The following is a 24027-nucleotide window of genomic DNA, read 5'->3' as shown; positions in this document are numbered from 1 at the left end:
TTCCTAATTCGTGCCCTTGTGCGCGCAATTTCATCATATCAATAAAGCCGTCATTTCATATTAGCAAACTGGCAATTGAATGGGGAATCGGGATAACCAGGTATGCGTCCGGGTAAGTATTGCAGACCCTAAATGTAAAACCGAAAAAATTGCTGTTTTATTAGTATGAAGAAACTGAATTTGAAACAATTTGTAAGGCTTTGTGTCAAGCCTGGTGAGGCTTCTGAGGCGTAAGTCTAGTTTGTCTTATGAAATGGCGAATTAGGAGTGGAATAGAGGCCCGTAATAATCAGTTTATGTGATTGTTAAATGCGGGCTGAAAGCCGGTTAGCATCCAACGGACCGAATACGCCAATACATCGTCAGTTTCAGTCAGTAGCTGCCGGGATTGTTTTTTTAATGCGTATGATGCACTGCACATCGCATGCATTTATACAGTTCTTTCCACGCCGGAATGGTCAAGGGGGAAGAGTCATGGCGTATGCAAGTCTTGAATCTCCGATGGTTGGCTGGGTGCGAGCGCCTGAGCGCAGCGCGCACTACGCAGCCGCTACACGCCACATTGCAATTCTGCTTTTCGACGGCTGTTCTCTTCTTGGCGCAGGCATCGTCGCTGAAGTTTTTCACGCTGCTAACGAACTGTCTTCATCCGCCAGTCACAGCTGGACGTATGACGTGAGTTTCCTCTCGGCTGCCGGCGGCAACGTCACGTGCTCGTCGTCGATTCGCGTCTGGACGGACGGACTCGACGCACGTCATTACATGGGCTTCGATGCGCTTTTCGTCGCGGGCGGCAAAGGTGCGCGTGCCGCGGCCCGCGACGAACGGCTCATTGCCTGGCTGCGGCGTGTGCATGCGAACACCAGCACCGTGCGTCCGATCGGCGAAGGACGCTCGCTGCTCGAAGCGGCCTGCATCAACGGCATTCAGCAACGCGAATTCGGCAGCTACAACGTGCGCGAAGAACGCGATGAACGTAACGGCAGCGAAGCGAACGATCGTCTCGAGTCGATGAAGAGCGCGCTGATGCTGATCAAGCGCGATCTGGGCATCGATGTCGCGCGCAACGTCGCCGAACGCCTCATGCCCGACGCCGGTGACAGCCTGATGTCGCTGTTGGGCGACAGCTCGGGCAAGAGTCCCGCAGACAAGGTGCGCGCCGCGGCGCGCTGGTTACAGGAGAATTGCCAGCGGTCGATCTCGATCGCGGACGCGGCCCAGGTGGCTGCGATGAGCGAACGCAATTTTTTGCGTCGCTTCAAGATGGAAGTGGGCGTCACTCCGTCCGACTACCTGTTGCACGCACGGCTCGCGATTACCTGCAGCCTGTTGACCGATTCCGAACTGCCCGTCGACAAGATCGCGCGGCGTACGGGAATGGGCAACGGCGATCGTCTTGCCAAGATCTTCCGCAAGCGGATGAAAGTCTCGCCGACGGAATACCGGATGAAGACCCGGCGCGAAGCCGGCATCTAGTCACCGGTCACGATTCGAAGTGTGTCGCAGGTCCTCATAGCAGGGGTTAAGTGGCGGACATTAAGGAATCCAAACATGTTGATCGACCAGAACAATCCGACGAATGCGGCTGCACCGGGCAGCGCGCTGCCGGCCTGCACGCAGATCGTGCCGGTCATCCTGGCGGGCGGGTCGGGCACGCGCCTGTGGCCGATGTCGCGTGAAAACTTTCCGAAGCAGCTGATCGGCGTCGTCGGTTCGGAGTCGCTGTTGCAGGACACCGTGCATCGGATGGAAGGCTTTCCGGCTGGCTGGAGCGTGTCGAATTCTCCCATCGTCGTGTGCGGCGAAGAGCATCGCTTCGTGATCGCCGAGCAGTTGACGTGCAATTCATGCACGCCGCGGCTCGTGGTCGAGCCGGCGCGGCGCGACACGGCGCCCGCGCTCACGCTGGCAGCAGCGCTCGCCTGCGCGAACGGCGACGACGCGATTCTCGTCGTGATGCCGTCCGACCACGCGATCGGCGACGTGCCCGCGTTGCAGCGCGCGCTCGAAATTGCCGCGCGCCACGCGCAGCGCGGCTCGATCGCCACGCTTGGCGTGCCGCCGCGCGCGCCGGAAACGGGCTTTGGTTATATCCGCGTCGGCAAGAAGCTAGATGACGATGCGCGCGAAATCGACGGTTTCGTCGAAAAGCCCGCCGCCGAACTCGCGAAGCAATACCTCGCGCAAGGCACGTACTGGTGGAACAGCGGCATCTTCATCGTGCGCGCAAGCGTGTGGCTCGCGACGCTGCAATCGCTGCAGCCCGATATGCACGCTGCGTGTCTCGCATCGTTCGTGCAAGGGCATACGGACGGCACCACGTTCCGTCCCGCGGCGGACGCGTTCACGCGCTCGCCCGCCGATTCGATCGACTACGCGGTGATGGAGCGCCTGAATGCAACGGTGGGCTGGACGTCGGCGGGCGTGGTCGTGCCGCTCGACGCGGGCTGGTCCGATCTCGGCTCGTGGGACGCCGTGTGGGCCGCGCAGCCGAAGGACGAGAACGGCAACGTCGGGCGCGGCCGCGTGATGTTCGAAGGTGCCGTATCGAGCTATGCGCATTCGGAAGGGCGGCTGGTCGCGTGTGTCGGCACGACCAATGTCGTGGTCGTCGAAACGGCCGACGCCGTGCTCGTCGCCGACCGCTCGCGTGTGCAGGACGTGAAGGGGCTGGTCGCGCGCATCAAGGCGCAGAAAGCGCCCGAGGCTGACGCGCATCGCAAGGTGCGCCGCCCGTGGGGCTTCTACGACTCGATCGATCACGGCGACCGCTTCCAGGTGAAGCGCATCGTCGTGACGCCGGGCGCGAAGCTGTCGCTGCAACTGCATCACCATCGCGCCGAACACTGGATCGTCGTGCGCGGCACGGCGCTCGTCACGCGCGGCGACGAGCAGTTTCTGCTGACCGAAAACGAATCCACTTACATTCCGCTCGGCGTGCGTCACCGGCTCGAGAACCCGGGCAAGGTGCCGCTTGAAATCATCGAGGTGCAGTCGGGCTCGTATCTCGGCGAAGACGACATCGTGCGCTTCGACGACACGTACGGACGGTGCGAACAGGCGCAAGACCAGAAGCAGTTGCAGGGCGCGGGCCCGCTTCCGGTCCAGAGCCAGAACCAGAGTCAGGGCACGGGGCAGGGCCCGACTCACGCCGCGAGTTAGGCGCGCGGCGGCGTAACACGCAACACCCGGAAGCAGGTAACGAACGACGAACGGCAGGGTGACCGATATGCGGGACTTACAGGACTTTTTCGCGCGGGTGGCGGACGTGGCGCTGATACTTTTAGGCGCCATCGTCGCATCGCAGATCCGCTTCGACGAATTTTCACAGCGCGGCTTCTACGACGCGTTCGTTCTCTTTTCCGCGGCCTTCGCGCTGGCGATGTTCCCGGCGTTCGGCGTCTATGTATCGTGGCGCGGCCGCTCGAAGCTCGCGCTCGCCGGGCAGGTCGCGCTCGCGTGGCTCGTCGTGCAGGGCTGCGCGCTCGCGCTGATGTATTCGCTGCATCGGATCGACATCGTGTCGCGCCTCTGGTTTGCGTACTGGACGGCGATGGCGGGCGGCCTGCTGATCGGATGGCGGCTGATCGCGCATGCCGTGCTGGCCCGCGCGCGGCGCCTGGGCTGGAACCTGCATCAGGTGGCGATCGTCGGCAGTGGAGGCCATTGCGACCAGATCCTGCGCCGCGTCGAATCGCAGCCGGCCACGGGCTTCCGCGCAACGGCTGTGTTGAACACGCACCCCGAAGAATCGCCGCTGACCAACCCACGCGTGACCTGCTTCGATTCGCAGGCGGCGTTTGCCGACTACGTACGCGCCAACGACGTGCATGAACTGTGGCTCGCGCTGTCGCTTACCGACGAGCGCACGATCTTTCGCCTCGTCACCGAGTTTCGCAACGACCTCGTGAACATCCGCTTCATGCCCGACGTGCGCAGTCTCGCGCTGTTCGACACCAGCAGCGTGATCGAACTGCTCGGCGTTCCTGCGATCAACCTCGTCGCGTCGCCGCTGTCGTCACGCGCGCTATTCAAGAAGGACCTGTTCGACCGCGTGTTCGCCGCGGCCGCGATTATCGGACTGGCGCCGCTGCTGATCGCGATTGCGATTGCCGTGAAGGTGACGTCCCCCGGCCCCGTGTTCTTCCGCCAGAAGCGCAAGGGCGCCGATGGCCGCGTCTTCAAGATCTACAAGTTCCGCTCGATGCGCGTACACACCGAGGAAGCCGGCAAGGTCAGCCAGGCAACCAAGGGCGATCCGCGCATCACCAGGGTCGGCGCGTTCCTGCGCCGCACGAGCCTCGACGAGCTGCCGCAGTTCTTCAACGTGCTGCGCGGCGACATGTCCGTGGTCGGGCCACGCCCGCACGCACTCGAACACGACGATCTGTATCAGAAGGTCGTGGCCGGCTATATCCATCGTTACCGGATCAAGCCGGGTATCACAGGCTGGGCGCAAATCAACGGTTTTCGCGGCGAGACCGATCGCATCGAGAAGATGGAGCGGCGCGTCGCGCATGACTTGTATTACCTGGGGCACTGGACGTTCTGGCTCGATATGCGAATCATCGGCGCCACGATCGTGAAGGGCTTCGTTCATACCAACGCGTATTGAGACGGGGAGCAAGCCAATGAAAAAGGACCAAGCTCCCGAGTTAGGAGGAACTGCCATGAACCGCATTCGAACAGGCGTGTATGCGCCGTTAGTGCTGTCGATGACGTTGCTGCTTTCCGCCTGCGGTCTCTCACCCGGACAACGGATGATCACACCCGCCGCGCTGCAGGATACGGGTGGTGAGTACAGCACCGAGGCCGAGCAGCAGATCCAGATCCCCATCACCGACATCAATCTGTCGCTGGTGCGGAAGATGAAAGGCCAGACGACGGATCTGAGCCAGCAGACGGTCGGTCTCTTCAGTAACAAGCCGCCTGTCTACAAGATCGGTCCCGGCGACGTGATGCAGATCACCGTCTGGGATCACCCCGAGCTGGCCGCCGCGCTCGGTCAGCCGCAGGCATCGGGCAACAAGAACGATCCGGGCCTCGGCTTTCTCGTCGATGCCGACGGCAACATCCAGTTCCCGTATGCGGGCACGCTGCATGTGGGCGGCAAGGACGCGTCGACGGTCCAGAAAGAGTTGTATAAAAAATTGAGCGTGGTCTATTCGAAGCCTGAAGTGACCGTGCGTGTCTCGTCATTCCGCTCGTCGCAGGTGTATGTGGACGGCGAAGTGCATGCGCCCGGACCCGCGCAGATCAACGACATCCCCATGTCGCTGACGGAAGCGATCAACCGCACGGGCGGCTTCACGCCGAATGCGGACCAGGGTCGCCTCGAACTCGTGCGCAACGGCGTGACCTACGACCTGAACATGCCCGACCTGATCAAGCGCGGCCGTGCGCCGACCTCGATCTATCTGCAACCTGGCGACATGCTGCGCGTGCCGGCACGCGAAGAGAACGGCATTTATCTGATGGGCGAAGTGAACAAGCCCGCCACGATTCTGCCGATGCGCGACGGCAAGCTGTCGTTGTCGGAGGCGCTGTCGCAGGCGGGCAGCTTCAACCCGAACACGGCCGACGCGAAGCAGACCTTCGTCATCCGCAATTCGACGAGCGACAAGCCGGAGATCTATCACCTCGACACGACCTCGCCCGTTTCGATGCTGCTCGCGAACCAGTTCGAGCTGCAGCCGAAGGATGTCGTCTATGTCGACAACAACAGCCTCGTGCGCTTCAACCGCGTGTTGACGCTGCTGCTGCCGGCAATCAACGCCGGTGTGACGGCTGCGTTGCTCGCGAAGTAAGCGGCAGGTATGCGTTATGCATCAACGGGGTGAAACAACGCAACGCTTTCGACACTGTCGGTCTTTGATGGATCAAGCAAATGGCTATCAACTTTGACAATCGTTATACGGATGTCAGTTCGGACGAGATGCATCTGACGGATTATCTGCAGGCCATCGTCGCGAACTGGCGCTCCATTCTGTTGATCACGCTGGCTATCACGGCGCTGGGCACCGCGTATGCATTTATCGCGACGCCCGTCTATCGTGCGGACGTGCTGTTTCATGTGGTCGACAAGGCCGACAACAATAACAAGCAGGACGGCCTGCAACCGCTGACAGGCATGTTCGACACGAAGCCGTCGACAGCAGCCGAGATCGAGTTGATGAAGTCGCGGCTCGTGACCGAGGAGACCGTCAAGTCGCTGCACCTCGACATCGCCGCGCGGCCGCACACGTTGCCTTTCGTCGGCGGGCTGCTCGCGCCGCTGATGAACGGCAAGTGGGGCATCACGCTGCCGCCGGCGCTGCAGTTGCCTAGCTACGCGTGGGGCAACGAGAGCATCAAGGTGTCGCGCTTCGACACGGCGAAGGACATGTACGACAAGGACTTCACGTTGATCGCCGGGCAGAACGGCGACTTCGTGCTGAACAATCCCGATGGCGTCGCGATTCTCGAAGGACGCGTCGGCGAGAACGTCGTGCGCGAAACGCCGGCCGGCCCGATCACCTTGCGCGTCGATGAAATGACGGGTGCGCCGGGCACGCGTTACGAACTGACGCGCGGGTCCACGTTGACGACCGTCGAGCGGCTGCAGAAGGCGATGGATATCGGCGAATCGACGCTGCAGTCGGGCGTGATCCGCGCGAGCCTCGAAGGCCACGATCCGAGGCTCACGGCCGACATCATGAACAGCATGGCGCGCGAGTTCATCCGCCAGGACGTCGAAAGCCGTTCGACGGAAGCCGAGCACATGCTGGCGTTCCTCGATCAGCAGTTGCCGCAGCTGCGCAAGGAACTCGACGCCGCCGAGCAGCGCTACAACACGTTCCGCAACCAGCACGGCACCGTCGACCTGAGCGAAGAAAGCCGGCTCCTGCTGCAGCAGATCGTCGACAACAAGACCAAGCTCGTCGACCTGCAGACGCAGCGCGCGGAGATGTCGCAACGCTTCACCGCGAATCACCCGGCCGTCGCCGCGCTCGACGCACAGATCGCCGGGCTGCAAGGCAATCTGTCGAAGATGGGCAAGAGCGTGCAGACGTTGCCCGATACCGAGCAGACGGCCCTGCGCCTGTTGCGCGACGTGCATGTCGATACCGAGCTGTACACGAACCTGCTCAACAGCGCGCAGCAGCTGCGCATCGCGAAGGCGGGCCAGGTGGGCGACGTGCGCATCGTCGACTTTGCCGAGGCGGCCGACGACCCCGTGCGTCCGAAGCGCGTGCTGGTGATCCTGATCAGCTTCGGCGCGGGTCTCTTTATCGGCATCGTGTTCGCCTTCGTGCGCAAGACGCTGTATGGCGGCGTCGAACGTCCGGATGAGCTTGAAGCCGCGCTGGGCGTGCCCGTGTTCGCAGTGGTGCCGCGCAGCGAGCAGCAGATGCGCCTGCAGCAGGACGTGATGATGCGCCGGCGCGGCCTGCATGTGCTGGCTGAACAGGCGCCGCAGGATATCGCCGTGGAAGGGGTGCGCAATCTGCGCACGTCGCTGCAACTCTCTGTCGACGACAAGCAGAACAACGTCGTGATGCTGACGGGCTCGCGCCCGGATGCGGGCAAGTCGTTCCTGTCGGTGAACCTGTCGGCGCTCGTCGCTTCGACGGCCAAGCGCACGCTGGTGATCGACGGCGACATGCGACGCGGCGACGTGCACTCGCATTTCGGCTTGCAGCATCAGCCGGGTCTCTCGGACGTGCTGCGCGGCGGCGACCTGCAATCGTCGATCCAGCGCGACGTGTTGCCAGGCCTCGACGTGCTGACCAAGGGCTCGCTGCCTTCACATCCTTCGGAGCTGCTGATGAGCAAGCGCTTCGAAACGATGCTCGAAGAGCTGAAGAAGCAGTACGACTTCATCATCATCGATACGCCGCCTGTGCTCGCCGTCACCGATTCGACCGTGATCGGCAAGCACGTGGGAACGACGTTGCTCGTGATTCGCCACGGTCGCCATCCGGTGGGTGAGCTAGCGGAAACCGCGAAGCGCCTGCGCAATGGCGGCGTGGATTTGCAGGGGGTGTTGTTGACCGACGTGCCGCAGGCGGGCGCTTTCATCGGCTCGGGTTATCGCGGCGGCTATTACGGTTACGAGAGTATCGCAGGCTAAACGCACGGGATCGGAGTGAGGCGCCTAAGCGCCCGCTCAGTTCCACCAAGGAGAATACGATGACTCGAAAGGTTGCCTTGATTACCGGCATTACTGGCCAGGACGGCTCATACCTGGCCGAGCTGTTGATCGACAAGGGCTACGAGGTGCATGGCATCAAGCGTCGCTCGTCGTTGTTCAACACCGACCGGATCGACCACCTTTACCGCGATGTACACGACCCGGACCAGCGCCTGCAACTGCATCACGGCGACCTGACGGATTCGACGAGCCTCACGCGCATCATCCAGCGCGTCAAGCCGGACGAAGTCTATAACCTCGCGGCGCAGAGCCATGTGGCCGTGTCGTTCGAAGAACCGGAATACACGGCCAATGCCGACGGCCTCGGCACGCTGCGTCTGCTCGAAGCGATCCGCATCTGCGGCTTCGACAAGAAGACGCGCTTCTATCAGGCATCGACGTCGGAACTCTACGGCCTCGTGCAGGAAGTGCCGCAGCGGGAGACCACGCCGTTCTATCCGCGCAGCCCGTACGCCGTCGCGAAGCTGTTCGCGTACTGGACCACGGTCAACTATCGCGAAGCGTATGGCATCTACGCGTGCAACGGCATCCTGTTCAATCACGAGTCGCCCGTGCGCGGCGAAACCTTCGTCACGCGCAAGATTACGCGGGCCATCGCGCGCATCGCGGTCGGCCTGCAGGAAGAGCTCTATCTCGGCAATCTGTCGGCGCTGCGCGACTGGGGCCATGCGCGCGACTATGTCGAGATGCAATGGATGATGCTGCAGCAGGAAGCACCCGAAGACTTCGTGATCGCGACGGGCGTCCAGTACAGCGTGCGCGAGTTCGTGCAGCGCGCGGCGGCGGAGCTCGGCATCGCGGTGCGCTTCGAAGGCGAGGGCGTACATGAAGTGGGTATCGTCGAACATGTCGAGCGCCGCAACCGCAATGAATTGCGCGTGCAGCCGGGCGACGTGATCGTGCGCGTCGATCCGCGCTACTTCCGTCCGACGGAAGTGGAGACGCTGCTCGGCGATCCGTCGAAAGCGCATCAGAAGCTGGGCTGGCAGCCGACCACCTCGTTCGAGTCGCTCGTGAAGGAAATGGTGGTGTCGGATTACCAGATCGCGCGGCGCGATGCGCTCGTCACGCTGGCCGGCTTCAAGGCACTGGAACATCACGAGTGACGCCATGGACAAGAACGCACGCATCTTCGTTGCAGGGCATCGCGGGATGGTCGGCTCGGCGCTCGTGCGCAAGCTCGAGGCGAGCGGCTATCGCAACCTCGTCACGCGCACGCATGCCGAACTCGACCTGACCGACCAGGCAGCCGTGAACCGCTTCTTCGAGAGCGAGCAGATCGACGTTGTGCTGCTCGCGGCGGCGCGCGTCGGCGGCATTCTGGCGAACTCGACGCAGCCGGGCGAGTTTCTCTACGAGAATCTCGTGATCGAAACCAACGTGATTCACGCGGCGTATCGCGCGAACGTTGACCGGCTGGTGTTTTTCGGCTCGTCGTGCATCTATCCGAAGCTGTGTCCGCAGCCGATCCGCGAATCGTATCTGCTGACCTCGGAACTGGAGCCGACCAACGACGCGTACGCGATCGCGAAGATCGCCGGTCTCAAGCTGTGCGACGCGTACAACCGCGAGTACGGCACGCGCTATGTCGCGTTGATGCCGACCAACCTCTACGGTCCGAACGACAACTACGACCTGAAGAACAGCCACGTGTTGCCCGCGCTGATCCGCAAGGCGCACGAGGCGCGTCTGCACGGCGACGAATCGCTGACCGTGTGGGGCAGCGGCACGCCGCGCCGCGAGTTCCTGCATGTCGACGATCTGGCCGCCGCGACGCTCTTCGTGCTCGAGCACGACGTGAACACGGGCGTGTTCAACGTTGGCATCGGTGAGGACCTGAGCATTCGCGAACTCGCGCAGACGATTTGCGACGTGGTGGGTTTCGAAGGCCAGTTGCAGTTCGACGCGAGTAAGCCCGACGGCACGCCGCGCAAGCTGCTCGACGTGTCGCAGCTGGCGCAGATGGGCTGGCGCGCGAGTATCGGCCTCGCGGACGGGATCGCGAATACGTATCGGGAGTTCGCCGCGAAGTATGAGGAGAAGTATGGAGACAAGCACGGAGACAAGTTCGTAGACAAGCAGGGAGAAAAATACGCTGCGCCTTCGTTCGCGATGGCCGCGCGTGCCTGATGAGCCGCTCCTGGTGACGGACGTTGCCCGGGACCGGGATAAGGGCGACGTCCGTTCTTTTTTTGCTGGGAGAAACGACAGTTTCGATCGAATAAGGACAGTAAGAAATGAGTGCGTCAGTCACGATCTTTCATAACGTTGTGTGGTCACGGCACAAGGGCGCCGTGTTCTCCGCGTTGCACAGCATCTCGGCGTCGGGCGCGATCCGCTACTCGATGGTGCAGATCGCGGACACGGAACATGATCGGATCGGTTTTTCGGACGTCGACTATTCGTTTCATCGCTATCCGATGCACAAGCTCTTCGACGGCTGCTACGAGGACGTGCCGCGCTGGCAATTGACGAAGCGTCTTGTCCTGGAAGTGCTGAAGGCGAAGTCGGACCTGATCGTGCTGCCTGGCTATCACCGCCCGGAGTACTGGGCGATGCTCGCCGCGTGCGTGGTGACGGGCAAGCGCCGCGCCGTGTTCTGCGATTCGACGGCGCGCGATCGACCGAAGCGTCTGTTGACGTCGATTCCGAAGCGCGTGTTCTTCGCGCTGTGCGACGGCTACTTCGGTTTTGGCGAGCGCAGCCGCGACTATCTGATGTCGCTCGGCGCGAAGCGCGAGAAGATTTTCATCCCGTGTCAGGCTGCCGCGCTGCCTGTCACGTTCTCGCCCGAGCGCGCGCTCGCCCAGCGCATGCAGTACCGCGCGGGCAATGCGCCCGTGTTTCTGTTTGTCGGGCGGCTGTCTGAAGAGAAGGGCATCACGACACTGATCGACGCGTTTGCGGGAATCGCGAAGCGCCTGCCCGATCCGCAGTTGCGCATCGTCGGCACGGGACCGCTCGAGCGCGACTTGCGCAAGCGCGTCACCGAGCTGGGCCTGGACCGCTCGATCACGTTCGTCGGCAGCCTGCAGGACGAACCGCTATCGCGCGAATACTACGGCGCAACCTGCCTCGTGCTGCCGAGCCGCAGCGAACCGTGGGGGCTCGTCGTCAACGAGGCGCTCGCGCATGGCTGCCCGGTGGTCGTCAGCGAGAGTTGCGGCTGTGTGCCCGAGCTCGTACACGAAGGCGTGAGTGGCTACGCGTTCACGGCAGGCGACGGCGCGGGGCTGCAGCGCACGCTGCTGAAGGCAACGGAAGCATTCGCCGACGCGCAATCATCGGCGCAACGCTGCATGGACGTGATCCGGCGTTTCGATCCGCCATCGGCGGCGGCCAATATCGCGCGTGGCTGCGCATTGATGCTGGGTACTTGAGAGGGAGGAACGCGCGGCTTCGGCGTGAGCGTGCCGGGCCGCGTCAGGAGTGGGGAAGGGGGAGGGCGTAGCGCGGTGCGCCGCCGCATGACGGACAGTCGTCGTGGAAGTCAAACATGAAGATCTTGATCTATGGTCTCAACTACGCGCCTGAGCTTTCGGGCGCGGGCAAGTACACGGCCGAAATGGCGCAGATGCTGGCGGAGTGCGGTCATGAAGTGCGCGTCGTGTGCGCGCCGCCGTACTATCCGGACTGGAAGGTCGCGAGCGGCTACTCTATGTGGCGCTATCGACGCGACATCATGCGTGGCGTACACATCTGGCGCGCGCCGTTGTGGGTGCCTCCGAAGCCAAGCGGCCTGAAGCGGATGCTGCATCTCGCATCGTTCGCTCTGTCGTCGCTGCCGCTGCTCGCGAGGCAAGTCACATGGCGCCCGGGCGCAGTGATGCTGATCGCGCCCACGATGGCCTGCGCGCCGGGCGCGCTGGCGCTCGCGCGCGTGACGGGCGCGAAAGCGTGGCTGCATGTCCAGGACTACGAAGTCGATGCTGCCTTCGATCTCGGCCTGCTGAAAAGCGCACGCGCTGCGCGCATCGCATACGGGATCGAGCGGCTCGTCCTGAAGCGTTTCGACGTCGTGTCGTCGATCACGAACCAGATGGTCGAGCGCGCGGTCGGCAAGGGCGTCGACGCGGACAAAACCGAATTTCTGCCCAACTGGGTCGACACGCGCGACATCTTTCCGCTTGGCCGCGTGAGCGAATACCGCCAGACGCTCGGCATCCCCGCCACCAATACGGTCGTGCTGTACTCGGGCAACATGGGCGCGAAGCAGGGTCTCGAAACGCTGGCGGACGCAGCCCGCGCGCTTGCTGCGCGCGACGACATCACCTTCGTGTTCTGCGGCAACGGCGCGGCGCGGGACGATCTCGTCAAGCGTTGTGAGGGTTTGCCCAACTGCCGGTTCCTGCCGTTGCAGCCGGCCTCGTCGCTGAACGAGTTGTTGAATGTCGCCGATATCCACGTGCTGCCCCAGCGCGGCGATGCGGCCGATCTCGTGATGCCATCGAAGCTGACGGGCATGCTCGCGAGCGGCGGCGCGGTGATCGCGATGGCGCGCCCCGGCACGGCGCTCTACGAAGCCGTCGCGAACAACGGCATGATCGTGTCGCCCGAGGACACAGGCGAACTCGTCGACGCCATCGCGACGCTCGCCGAAGACGGTGCGCGGCGCGCTGCCATCGGCGCGGCGGGGCGGCGTTACGCGGAGAAGATGCTGTCGCCGCTTTCGACGCTGCTCACGCTCGATACGCGCCTCGCTCTGCTGACGGGTGCCGCGGTCCCGGGTGCGAAACCGGTGGCGGCGCCAAAGGCGAACGGGCCCATCTTGTCGGCGCGGGTTGAGGAGTCGGAAGTGGAGTGACGCGCGTCAACTGCGCGGAGAGGGATGAAAGGCCGCATACGAACCGTGCTTGGCGGTTCGCATGCGGCCTTCGGTTTATCGCGTCGTCGGACTGATTGGCAGATGCGCTCGGGGGTTGGCCGAGGCAGTGCCTGATTCACCAGGGCGATTTGAATACTTCACGGCCCGCGCGCTCGCTATACGGGCTGCTGTACACCGTGGTGCCGCCGCCTGCGTTGGCAGCATTCACGGCTGCGGCGCGTTGTGCTGCGGCACCTGCCGCGCCACCGTTATCGGCTGCGCCGCCGCCTCCTGCCGCGCCCCGCGCGGGACGCCGGATCGCGCCGCCAGCCGCGGGCGCCGCGCCGCCGCCAGCGGCACTGGGGCCGCCCATCGCCTGCGTGTTGGGCTTGGCGACGCGCATGCGCTCGCTGTTGAGCAGCGCATCGCGTTGCGAATCGGGTGTTGCGCCGCCGGGGTCATAGCCGCCGAGCGACGCCGACGGACCGCCGAGCAGACGCTGTGCGTCCTCCTGCGAGCGCTGCGAAGCCGTTTTGCGGGCCGGCGCGCCATTGGAATTGGCGTTGCCGTTGCCCTTGGGCGCGGCGGCATTCTGGCCGTTGCCTTGCGCCGGGTTGTCCTGGGCGTGCGCGTGCGGCATCAGCGCGAGCGCCGACGCCAGCGCGGCGGCCAGCAACAGCGCCCGCGAACGCAGTCCGACGCGCAACGGATGCACGCGCGCCGGGCGTTGCCGCGAGCGAAGATGAGCAGCCATTGTCGTCTTCCTCCTGCAAACGTCATGAAGCCATGCTGCCATGGTGATACGGACACTCTGCTTCGATCCGCCAAAACTCCGCACGGCGCGGACAGCGGCCGTCCATCAGCACGCAAGGACCAGATAATCGATCAGGACAAGGCGCGCCATGTGGATACAAAGTGCGGATACAAAGGCCGAAGTACCGGACGGACGGCGAGGCGCGTTCATCGACGGGAGAAGACTATGGATAACACGATCAGCTCCACGATTGAACGGGCCGCGGACGGTCGGGCCGCAGACGGTCGGGCCGCGGACGGTCGGGCAGCGAGCATGAACGACCCGCATGCCGCGCCGCACACTCCGCCCTCTGCGCCGGGCCGCGTGATCGACCTGAGCCTGGCGGGCAAGGGCAACTACGTCGCGTCGCGCGGCTTTCTGACCGAGCTGATCTGGTTTTTCATCGAAGCGTGTGTGATCAACAACAAGCTGCTGCCCGTGTCGTCGGCACGCGTGGCGCTGCTGCGGCTGTTCGGCGCGAAGATCGGCGCGAACTGCCGCTTCGTGCATCCCGTGCGGGTGAAGGCGCCGTGGAATCTCACCGTGGGCGACAACTGCTGGTTCGGCGTCGACGTGTGGCTCTACAACCAGGCGCCGATTCACATCGGCTCGAATGTCTGCATATCGCAAGGAAGCTTTCTGAGCGCGGGCTCGCATGAGATGCGAACCAACATGGATTTGCGCGTCGCGCCGATCGTCATCGAGGACGGCGCGTGGATTTCGTCGAAGTGCGTCGTGCAGATGGGCGTGACGATTGGCCGCTCGGCTGTCGTGACCCCGCTATCCGTCGTACACCGCTCGCTCGACGCGGAAGGCGTGTATGGCGGCAATCCTTGCCGCTTTATTCGCAAGCGCTTCGATACTGACGTGGGAGGGCCCGCATAACGGTCATCGGATGCATGGTTCTGTCTGCCGGAAGCGCGAAGTTGGCGGATGAACTGCCTTACGCGGAGCCATCATCCTACGTAAGCACTGGCTGGCGCGGGAATACAGTATGCGTGCGCAGGCGCCGCGCTCGTGCAAACCCACAGGGCGTTGACGCATGACGAGCCTGGCTCGCGTGCGCGGCGGGGGGCCAGAACGGACGAAGCTGGACGCGTCCGTACAAGGTACGAACAGAACACAAGCTGGGAGCAGGGGATGTTTATCGATACCCGCAGTGTCGAGCAGGGCGTCGCTGTGTCGACGACGGTATGCATCATCGGGGCAGGCGTCGCGGGTATCACGCTCGCGATGGAACTGGAACGCGCGGGCATCGACTGCTGCGTGCTCGAAAGCGGCGGCTACAAGGCCGACGACGAAACGCGCGATCTCTATCGCGGCGAGAACGTCGGCATTCCGTACGCCTTTGCGGACGGCTGCCGCAGCCGCTATCTCGGTGGCAGCAGCAATTGCTGGGGCGGCTGGTGCCGTCCGCTCGATCCGTGGGACTTCGACAAGAAGGATTGGGTCGCGCATAGCGGCTGGCCGTTCGGTCTCGAAGAGCTCGCGCCGTACTATCTGCGCACCCATGCGCTGCTCAAGCTCGGCCCGCACAATTTCGATCCCGCGTGGTGGGAGCAGCAGATCAACCGGCACGACGTGCGCCGCTATCCGATGATGTCGGGCAACGTGCGCGACACCGTTTCGCAGTTCAGCCCGCCCGTGCGCTTCGGCAAGGTGTATCGCGAGGTATTGCGGCGCTCGGACCGCGTGCGCGTGTTCCTGCATGCGAACGTCGTGAATATCGATTCGGATGCGCAGGCGTCCGAAGTCACGGGTGTCGACGTCGCGACGCTCACGGGCAAGCGCTTTCGTGTGAACGCCAAGGTGTTCGTGCTGGCGACGGGCGGTATCGAAAACGCGCGGCTGCTGCTCGCGTCGAACAAGGTGCAGGCGGCGGGTCTCGGCAACGGACACGATCTGGTGGGCCGCTTCTTCATGGACCATCCGCGCCTGATGACGGGCACGGTGAAGTTCACGAAGGAGTGGTCGCGCAACAAGCTGTACGACATCAAGTATCACTATCAGAATGCCGCCGTCGCCGCGCACGGCACGCATATCTCGTCGCAGTTCGCGCTGACGCACGACGTCATCAAGCGCGAGAAGCTGCTCAATTCGCGCGTCTGGTTCTTCTCGCGTTTCTTTGGCGAAGGCAGTGCGGGATCGGAGGCGTTGATCCGCTGCCGCGAGGCGCTGCATCGCAAGGAACAGCCGGGCCGCGTCGCGCGCGACGATTATTTGACGATGGCCGCGCATCCCGTCGATACCGTCGGCTTCGGTCTCACGCGTCTGCTGCAGTTGCGCGCGCTGATCTCGGACGTGAAGCTGCAGGCGATCGTCGAAGCAGAGCCGAACCGCGACAGCCGCGTCACGCTGTCCGATCGCAAGGACGCGCTGGGCCTGCCGCGCGTGAAAGTCGACTGGCGGCTCACGGAGCTGGTGCAGCGCACGTTCGACCGCACCTTCCAGCTGCTCGCCGACGAACTGAAGATGATGGGCGTCGCCGAGGTCGAACTCGACGAGCCGCTCGAAGGCCGCGCGTCGTTGCCGGCGAAGCTCGAAGGCACGTGGCATCACATGGGCACGACACGGATGCACGATTCACCGCGTGAAGGCGTCGTCGATCGCGACTGCAAGATGCATGGCGTGAGCAATCTGTATGTTGCAGGAAGCTCGGTGTTTCCGACAGTCGGTGCAAACTTTCCGACGATCACGATTTCGGCGCTTGCGTTGCGGCTGGGCGAGCATCTCGCGCAGCGGCTCGGCAAGCCCGACACGGCGACGATTCTGCCGATCGGCGAGGCGGCCGGGAGCATGCGGTTTGGCGTGTCGAATGCCGAACTGGGCAAGCTGCCGATCGCAGCGCAATCACTGGTGCGGGCTGGGGGGAATGAGGCGATGTGAGGGCTTCGCTACCCGCGAAGACAGACACGCAGCAATAAAAAATCCCGCGATGCACATCGCGGGATTTTTCTTTGTACGCCTTCGCAACGTGTGCGAAGGCGCAAAGCAGACTCAATTCACCGACGGCTCCCTCTGCGCCGGCACCTTCCTCGGCATCGCACCAGGCGTATTCTGCGGCGACTGCTGATCGGCGGCGCGAGGCGCAACGGCGGGCTGAGGTTGCAGCAGCGCAGTCAACGAATCGATCATGCTTTCGATACCGAAGCGCGCGTCAAACGTCCTGCGCGCCTGCTCGCGCATGTTCCCCTTCGCGGCTGCATCGAGCGAATGCCAGTTCAGCAGATTGCGCTGCGTGCCGTTGATCGTGTCGCTCGACACGAAGCCCGCGTGGTCGTTTTCCACTTCGCGCCACACGCCGACCTTGTCCGACAGCAGCACGGGCAGACCGCACGCCAACGCCTCCGCCACGGCCACGCCAAAGTTCTCCTGATGCGACGGCAGCGCGAACACATCGCTCGCATAGAAGGCGCCCCATTTCAGATCGCCCTGCAGCATGCCCGGCCACGCAATTCGTTCCTCGATCCCGCACGAGCGCGCGAGCGCCTGCAGTGGCCGCTGCCAGCCCGTTGCATCGGGACCCGCAATCACGAGATGCGCCTCGGGGTCGCGCTGCGCGTGATCGGCGAACGCGTGAATCAGCAGATCGCAGCCCTTCTTTTCGTGGATGCGCCCGAGAAACAGCACGATCCGCTTGCCGCGCAGGGCCGGATAAGTGCTCAGGAACGCTTCGCGCAGCGCCTGTGCATGCGGCGGCGGAGCGTTGGTGCCGAACGGCACGACGCGTTCGTTCGCGCGATACAGCCAGAACGACTGCCGCGCGAGCAGCCGCTCTTCTTCCGTCGTGAAGATCACAGCGGCCGCGTCGCGCAGCACGCGATATTCGGCCCACGGCCAGTACGCCCACTTCTTCAGATGCTTGAGCGGGTACGTGCGCTTGAAATACGGGTCGAGCATGCCGTGCGTGTACACGTAGTACGGCACCTTCGACGCGCGCAGCGCGCGCCAGGCGCCGAAGCCATGGTATTGCCACAGTCCATGCACGATCACGGCGTCGAAGCGCTGCGCCTCGCGGCTGAGCCACGGCACGAAATCGGGTGTGAAGCCGTAGTAGTTGCGGCCTGGACCGAGCGCATGCACGGGCAACGGGAAGTCGCGAACATGCGGCGCATCGGCGGCATCGAGCGACGCAACCTCGACCTCGTGACCCAGCGACGCCATCGCGACGCCGCTCTGTCGTACACCTTCAGTCGGTCCGCCTGCCCGCGGGTCGACTGTCGAAAGTAGATGAAGAATTTTCATTGGCGAATAACACGGCGTAGTGCGAAAAGGACCGGCGCAGCCGGGCGATGAAACGAGGCAATCCGCGTGATGCACGACATGCGCCGCAGCGCACGTCACGCGGACGCCGGCATGCCTCGCTGACGCAGATCGCGTGTGCGGTCTGCGTCGTACGGTTCTGACCCTGTTGCGTCTTTCAGCGAGCCTCGCGCGGCAGCCGACGCGAACGGCGCTGGGCGGGGTGGCTGGACGGGCGGTTGCGTCGGCGGTTTCTGCGCGACGGCTGTTGCGCGCGCCGATGGCGGCGGCGTCACGGGCTCGACTCTCAAGCGCGCCTTTGCGTCCAGTTGTCGATGCAAACGGCAATACGTCGCGACGGTCAAACCGAGCGCGACGCCGAATACGAGTCCCGAGAAACGCGGCCCGAGTGGATTGCCGCCGATCGACTGGGCAGGCAGCGCGGCGAGCAGCAGGAGCGAGCGGCCAAACACGGGCAAAAGTGGCGCACCGGGACTTTTCGCGCGCCATCGTCGGTAAGCGAGCGTGCAGTGCGCCAGCGTCACCAGCACCGCGAGCGGCAGCGCGAGGCCGAACAGCAGGCCGCCCGCGAACAGCTGATAGATCCAGAAGTTGTGGCCCGCCGCCCATTCGCGGATCGCGTAGAAATCCTTCTCGCTGATCTGTCCCGCGAGATCAGGCAGATATTGCGGCGAATAGCGGTAGTAATGGCCGTAGCCCTCGCCGAGCAGCAGCGATTGCGTCGACGAGGTGACCTGGTCGAACTGATCCTTGATTTCGGCAAGACGCGTGATGGTCGTCGGGTCTTTGCCCGTCTGCGTATTGGAGGCCGCCGTGAAGCGCTGCATCCAGTGCTCGCTGACGGACGGCATGCTCAGCACGGCGAGCGCGCCCATCGCGCCGAGCACGATACTCACGATAAACGTACGGATGGCCGAGCGCAGCAGGTAACGCAGCGACGGCGCGCTCATCCACGCGGCCATCATGAACAGCAGCACCGTGCCGACCAGCAGACTGCGAGTCACGCTCAACAGCTCGACGAGCACCGTGCCGAGAAACACCGCGAGCATGAACGGCGAAAAGCGCCGCGCGAGCACGAATTCGTGCAGCAGCACGCCTTGCAGGCCGAGCAGCGTCACCGAGACGATACGAAAGCGCACGTCGGCGATGCCGCCCATTCCGCCGCCCGTCGCAATGCCGAACACGAACGTGAAGACCAGACAGATGAGGTTCGCCCAGAAAAGGGCCTTTTCCATCTGCCCGATGCGGTTTTCAGCCCAAGGATGGCAGGCCATCGCGTAGCCGAGCAGAAACAGCAGAAACGGCAACACGACGCGCAGATAGTTGCCGAAATCGTTGCCTTGCACGAATTGCGCGATCAGGCTGCCGGGCACGCTCAGCACGAGGCAAAGCGTGACGAACCGGCGCAACGGAGACGCTTCGCGAAAGCGCGGCGCGATGAAGATCAGCGCGAGCGCGGCAGCGAAAGTCGGCGCGACGAGCAGGATCTGCGCGGCGTGGCCCGAATCCGCGTCCGGTGCCTTGTAGTCGAGCGCGAGTGGACACAAGCACATCCAGATCCACAACGTAGCGTACTTGTTGCGCATCGATTCTCCCTCTCCCGGTGCGGTGCGATATCTTCATCGTGGCAGGGCGACGCGCGCCACTGTTCAGTCTGAATATAAATGGAGCGCCTGGCGTGAAGTCCGGCACAGGCGTAATACGCCTGGGTTCTGGCGGGGTCAAACGATGCGCCAAAAGCGTCTGGTCAGACGGTTCGGCACGCGCGGCCAGGCTGTCCGATAAGGGCAGCAACTTGGCGTACGGGTGCGCGGGCGAGCAAGCAACATGGTTGGAATATCGTGCGAAAAGTGCCCGTCGACGCATGCCTGCATGCATTGAATGCGCCAGGTCACTCAAGGCACGAGCGAGGCAGTGGCTCTCCGCGTGGCGGCTCACAATCAAGACTAGCAAACGACGTCGAAGGGGAACAGGCATGAAGCTATTCGGCAGCGCGCAATCGATGATGCGAGGCAGGTCGGTCGAACTCGACTTCGTGCGCGGCATCGCGATCATCGCGGTGATGGGCTACCACTTTCATGTGAATCACACGGGCAGCGCGCTGATCTCGATCATCGAGTATCCGCTGAAGAACTTCGGCCGCGAGGGCGTGAACCTGTTCTTTACGCTGAGTGGCTTTCTCGTCGGCGGGCTGCTGCTGCGGCAGTACGCGGAGAAGGGCCACGTCGACGCGTGGCGCTTTATCGTGCGGCGGATGTTCAAGATCTGGCCCGCTTACTACGTGCTGATCCTGTTTCATTCGATTGTCGGCCGCCATCCGCTGGACACGTTCCTCTGGCAGAACCTGACACACTTGCAGAACTACTTCGGCACGTCGATCTCGCAGACATGGAGCCTCGCCGTCGAAGAGCACTTCTATCTCTTTCTGCCCGCCTTGCTGCTGCTGTTCGCGCGCTGGAAGATGCGCGCCGGCTCGATCATCAGCGTGCTGGGCGGGATCTGCGTGATCGTGCTGATCGCGCGTTGCCTGGAAGTCGCGGGCGGCGATTTGCAGGCAGCGTTCTTCTATACGCAGTACCGGATCGACAGTTTGCTGTACGGCGTGATTCTCGCCGCGATCTACTGGATGAAGCCCGATGTCTATCAGGGCATCGCGAAGCGGACCGGCTGGCTGCTGGCAGTGGTGGCCGTGCTGGTCGCATGGCTCGTGCTCGCGACGAAGCACGAGCCGCTCGATGAGAGCATCGGCTATACGATTCAGGCAATCGGCTTTTGCGCGTTCATCGTGCTGATGCTCGAGCACTCGGGCAAGGTGCGCGATTCGCGCGTGTACCGCGCGGTTGCGTGGCTTGGCGTGTACTCGTACGGCATCTACCTGTGGCATTCGCTCGCGCTCGCGCCCGGCGACATCGTGATCCGCAAGGCGACGGCACTTGGCTTGCCGCCCGCCGCGATCTGGTTCGTCGCGCTGGCCGCGCAGGCTGCCGTCGCGATCATCGCGGGTTACGTGATGACGCGCGCTGTCGAGTATCCGTTCCTGCGGCTGCGCAATGCGCTGTTCCCGGCTAAACGCAACGCGTCGGTGCGCGAAGAAATGCCCGTCGGCGGGCAGCTGTCCTGATTCCGGCCCATTCATTGCTGCAGCATGTTGCACGCGTCGCGTGCGCGCAGGCGGGCGAAGCATCCGGCTCGCAAGGGGAGGATTTGCGTGAGCTTCACAGGAACGCTGACATGGCTTGACCGTATCGGTGACCGCTGCGTGGTCACCACGGCAACGAGTGCGTCCGTCACGAAGACTGCGGCGCACGACGAAGCTCGCGTCGCCGCACTCGACGCCGGACGCGCGCTCGCCATCGTCGGCGTGATTCTCGTGCATCTCGCGCTCTTCATGCCCGCGCTGCCTACGTGGCTGCAGGCCGTGTCGGATATGGGGCAATACGGCGTGCAGCTGTTCTTCGTCATCAGCGCCGTGACGATCATGCTGACACTCGAAGCCGAAACGAAACGCTTCGGCGACGACCGCTCGCTGATCGCGCGACGCTTCTACGTCAAGCGCTTCTTTCGCATCGCGCCGCTGTATTACGTTGCGATTGCCGTGTATTCGCTCGGCAATCATCTGGCGGGACGATTCGATACGCAGGTCACGGCGGCGCATGGCGTTAGCGACGTCGTGGCGAATCTCGTCTTCATCCATGCGTGGGTGCCGAGCGCCGTCAATACTGTGGTGCCGGGCGGCTGGTCGATTGGCGTGGAGATGTCCTTCTATCTGTTCGCGCCGCTCATCTTCATCGCGACGCGCACGCGGCGCGGCTTGTGGCGTACGTCGCTGGCGTTGCTGGTGATCAGCGCGGTGGCGCTGACGGCGGGCGCCTGCGCCGACGACGCCTGCACCGTCGAGAACAATTCGTTCATCTATTACTGGCCGCCGACACAACTGCCATGCTTCGTCATCGGCTTCGTGCTCGCGCGCTATGGCAAGCGGCTTCTGTTACGCGACGGCATGAAGCTGTCGATGTTCGGCATCGCGTGTACGGTCGCCGCTTGTGCAGTGCTGCTCGCGCTGCTGTACGCGACGGGTTCGGGGCTTGGCCTCGCGCACTGGCTCGCGCCGACGGTCGCCGCGTGCGCAGCGGCCGCGCTGTTGCTGCTGCTCGCGCAACTGCCGCGCCGTTATCCGGGCGCGCGGATCGTTGCCGCGTTTGGGCAGAACAGCTACGGGTTGTATATCTGGAGCTTCGTCGTGATCCTGGTCGTGCGCGTTGCGTTGAAGACGCCGCTCGATGCACTCGATCACCGCGTGCCCGTGCTCGGCTTCGCGATTGCTGCCGTGTTCGCGTGTTGTGCGAGCTATGTGGCCGCGCGGATCAGCGCGACGCGCATCGAGCGGCCTTGCGCGCAATGGGCGCGTCAGGTGCTGCTGCCGCGCGTCGCGCGCGTGAAACGGATCGAGCGGGTGAGCAGCGAAACGTCGGATTGAGCGGTGCGCCTGCACGCATGCCGATGCGGGGGATCACCGCTGCAATACGCGCGCCGTATCAGACGCGCGTTTCGACAGCGGCCGTGATCGCCTGGCGCAGCGTTTCCTTGAATTGACCGAGCGTGTTGCGCGCGAGCAGATGATCGAGCGGACGTTGATGCTTCTCGCCGCGCTGCCATTGCGCGGCAACTTCGCCGAGCGCTTGCGTGATCGATGCCGCCGACAGGTCGTCGAGGCACGGCCCGAGTTGCCCGCCGCGGCAGAACCAGCCGATCAGCCCGTCGCTCGTTGCGACAACGGGCTTGTCGAAGCGATAGGCCTGCACGAGCACGCCGCTCATTCCGTAGTGGCCTTTGTAGCCGAGCCAGACGACGTCGCATGCGGAGAACAGGTCGCGCTCCATCTCGTTCGAAACGAACTGATCAAGGATCACGGGCGCGGGCTTCAGGATCGGAATGAACGCCCGCATGAAGCCGCGCACTTCCTGGTCCTGTTCGCCGGCGAGCAGGAGCGTCGGCGCGTCCTTCATGCCCGCGAGCGCTTCGGTGAGTTCGCAGATGCCCTTGCGCTCGCTGATCGAGCCGTAGACGAGCAGATAGCGGCCAGCGGGATCGAGCCCGAGACGCTCGCGCGCGACGAGGGGGTCTTCGGCCTTCGCATCGGGGAACGGATCGGCGACGTATTCGACGGACGCGCCATGTTTCGGCTTCGCGCGGCCGACCCATTCGGGCAGTGTCGGATCGATCGACAGCAGCGTGCGCAGCCCTCTCGTATGGACGGCGCGACGAAACAGCAGCGATTTCAGCGTATTGACGAGCGGCCGTCCCGGCGTGCGCACACCGACCTTGCGATGATGGAACGTCGCGCGCATCGTGATCGCGATCCACGGCGTCTTGCCGAACGGCGAGCCGAGCAGCGGCAGCGCGTGAAAGAAGTAATCGACATACGGCACGACGACGAGACGTACGCGTTCGGCGCGCTTGACGGAGTCGTAGGCGAGCTTGAAATACGCGTGAAACCGCGCGTAGCTGATGCGCTTCAGGCCGCGGCTGTGACGCTGGCTTTCCGCGTCGACGAAGGCGATCTGCAGGTCCTCGCGCCTTGCCAACATGATCTCGCGGGCGAGGCGATGGTCTTCGTTCGAGTTCTCGGTCACGACGAGAACGGGATGGCCGGCTTCGAGGCAGGCCTGTGCGATCCACTCGACATAGCGCCACCGATGCCCGGTGAAATTGGGCTCAATGATGACGACATAGCCGAGTCTCGCAGCATCGGCGATGGGGGCTTCGATTGACACGAGATGGGTTGCACGTTCCATGGCGATCTTAAGGAGCAGCCTTGCGTTCACCTTAGCATTACGTATTCGGCGCGAACCGACAATTTCGCCATTTGTTTGGCGACAACGGACAGCCGGAGGGGGCGGGTTGCCGAATCTGACTGACAGATGGCGTCCGTGTGCGGGTGTGGCGGGTTACCTTGAGGGACGGCGTGCGTGA

Annotated in this window: 17 protein-coding genes; 13 read left to right on the top strand and 4 right to left on the bottom strand. The window is 63.7% G+C overall.

The features are described 5' to 3' along the window. The first annotated feature begins 474 nt into the window (after window positions 1–474). The 9 genes from BLT65_RS19140 to BLT65_RS19100 all read left to right on the top strand — a co-directional run bounded on the left by BLT65_RS19140 (window position 475) and on the right by BLT65_RS19100 (window position 12998). The gene (locus tag BLT65_RS19140) at window positions 475–1476 is read left to right on the top strand and encodes a GlxA family transcriptional regulator (protein WP_091779965.1); all 1002 of its coding nucleotides are present in this window, start codon (window positions 475–477) and stop codon (window positions 1474–1476) included. Window positions 1477–1551: 75 nt separating this feature from the next. Continuing rightward, window positions 1552–3162, top strand: coding sequence for a mannose-1-phosphate guanylyltransferase/mannose-6-phosphate isomerase (locus BLT65_RS19135; protein ID WP_091779962.1), 1611 nt, complete (start codon window positions 1552–1554; stop codon window positions 3160–3162). A 67-nt stretch (window positions 3163–3229) separates the two neighbouring features. Next, window positions 3230–4615 carry an undecaprenyl-phosphate glucose phosphotransferase gene (locus BLT65_RS19130; protein WP_091780227.1) on the top strand — a complete coding sequence of 462 codons (1386 nt, stop codon included), beginning with the start codon at window positions 3230–3232 and terminating at the stop codon, window positions 4613–4615. 55 nt (window positions 4616–4670) lie between these two features. Next, on the top strand, window positions 4671–5807 hold the full coding sequence (locus tag BLT65_RS19125; protein ID WP_042310645.1) for a polysaccharide biosynthesis/export family protein: 1137 nt from the start codon (window positions 4671–4673) through the stop codon (window positions 5805–5807). A gap of 80 nt (window positions 5808–5887) precedes the next feature. After that, entirely contained in the window at window positions 5888–8113 is a 2226-nt protein-coding gene (locus tag BLT65_RS19120; RefSeq protein ID WP_042310647.1) for a polysaccharide biosynthesis tyrosine autokinase, read from the top strand. 59 nt (window positions 8114–8172) lie between these two features. Then, complete coding sequence (gene gmd / locus BLT65_RS19115) at window positions 8173–9300, top strand: GDP-mannose 4,6-dehydratase (RefSeq protein WP_091779958.1); 1128 nt, start codon at window positions 8173–8175, stop codon at window positions 9298–9300. Between the two features lie 4 nt (window positions 9301–9304). Further along, the gene (locus BLT65_RS19110; protein WP_091779955.1) at window positions 9305–10324 is read left to right on the top strand and encodes a GDP-L-fucose synthase family protein; all 1020 of its coding nucleotides are present in this window, start codon (window positions 9305–9307) and stop codon (window positions 10322–10324) included. 107 nt (window positions 10325–10431) lie between these two features. Further along, a complete protein-coding gene (locus BLT65_RS19105) occupies window positions 10432–11574 on the top strand; it encodes a glycosyltransferase family 4 protein (RefSeq protein ID WP_091779952.1) in 1143 nt (380 codons plus the stop codon). A gap of 116 nt (window positions 11575–11690) precedes the next feature. After that, window positions 11691–12998: a glycosyltransferase WbuB gene (locus BLT65_RS19100; RefSeq protein WP_091779950.1), complete on the top strand. Its 1308-nt coding sequence runs from the start codon at window positions 11691–11693 to the stop codon at window positions 12996–12998. 136 nt (window positions 12999–13134) lie between these two features. Here the strand turns inward: BLT65_RS19100 and BLT65_RS19095 are convergent, their stop codons facing one another. Further along, window positions 13135–13752: a hypothetical protein gene (locus BLT65_RS19095; RefSeq protein WP_091779947.1), complete on the bottom strand. Its 618-nt coding sequence runs from the start codon at window positions 13750–13752 to the stop codon at window positions 13135–13137. Between the two features lie 312 nt (window positions 13753–14064). Here BLT65_RS19095 and BLT65_RS19090 point away from each other — a divergent pair, with 312 nt between their 5' ends. Both BLT65_RS19090 and BLT65_RS19085 read left to right on the top strand, forming a co-directional pair. After that, window positions 14065–14676: a DapH/DapD/GlmU-related protein gene (locus BLT65_RS19090; RefSeq protein WP_244186530.1), complete on the top strand. Its 612-nt coding sequence runs from the start codon at window positions 14065–14067 to the stop codon at window positions 14674–14676. A gap of 255 nt (window positions 14677–14931) precedes the next feature. Further along, window positions 14932–16677: an FAD-dependent oxidoreductase gene (locus BLT65_RS19085; RefSeq protein WP_042310658.1), complete on the top strand. Its 1746-nt coding sequence runs from the start codon at window positions 14932–14934 to the stop codon at window positions 16675–16677. 111 nt (window positions 16678–16788) lie between these two features. Here the strand turns inward: BLT65_RS19085 and BLT65_RS19080 are convergent, their stop codons facing one another. Beyond that, a complete protein-coding gene (locus BLT65_RS19080) occupies window positions 16789–18036 on the bottom strand; it encodes a glycosyltransferase (RefSeq protein WP_081921152.1) in 1248 nt (415 codons plus the stop codon). Between the two features lie 95 nt (window positions 18037–18131). Then, window positions 18132–19640: a hypothetical protein gene (locus tag BLT65_RS19075; protein ID WP_091779941.1), complete on the bottom strand. Its 1509-nt coding sequence runs from the start codon at window positions 19638–19640 to the stop codon at window positions 18132–18134. Window positions 19641–20029: 389 nt separating this feature from the next. Between BLT65_RS19075 and BLT65_RS19070 the strand changes: the two genes are divergently transcribed. Beyond that, window positions 20030–21175: an acyltransferase family protein gene (locus BLT65_RS19070; protein WP_091779938.1), complete on the top strand. Its 1146-nt coding sequence runs from the start codon at window positions 20030–20032 to the stop codon at window positions 21173–21175. An 87-nt stretch (window positions 21176–21262) separates the two neighbouring features. Further along, the gene (locus BLT65_RS19065) at window positions 21263–22531 is read left to right on the top strand and encodes an acyltransferase family protein (protein ID WP_091779935.1); all 1269 of its coding nucleotides are present in this window, start codon (window positions 21263–21265) and stop codon (window positions 22529–22531) included. 58 nt (window positions 22532–22589) lie between these two features. On the opposite strand, the gene BLT65_RS19060 is transcribed toward BLT65_RS19065, so the two are convergent. After that, window positions 22590–23849, bottom strand: a complete 1260-nt coding sequence (locus BLT65_RS19060) for a glycosyltransferase (protein ID WP_091779932.1) — start codon at window positions 23847–23849, stop codon at window positions 22590–22592. Window positions 23850–24027 lie beyond the last annotated feature (178 nt).

Origin of the sequence: Paraburkholderia steynii, from assembly GCF_900100565.1 — a bacterium.
In the GTDB taxonomy this organism is placed as follows: Bacteria; Pseudomonadota; Gammaproteobacteria; order Burkholderiales; family Burkholderiaceae; genus Paraburkholderia; species Paraburkholderia terrae.
Note: the sequence above shows the minus strand (reverse complement) of the source record. Positions and strands in the feature narration are given on the sequence as shown.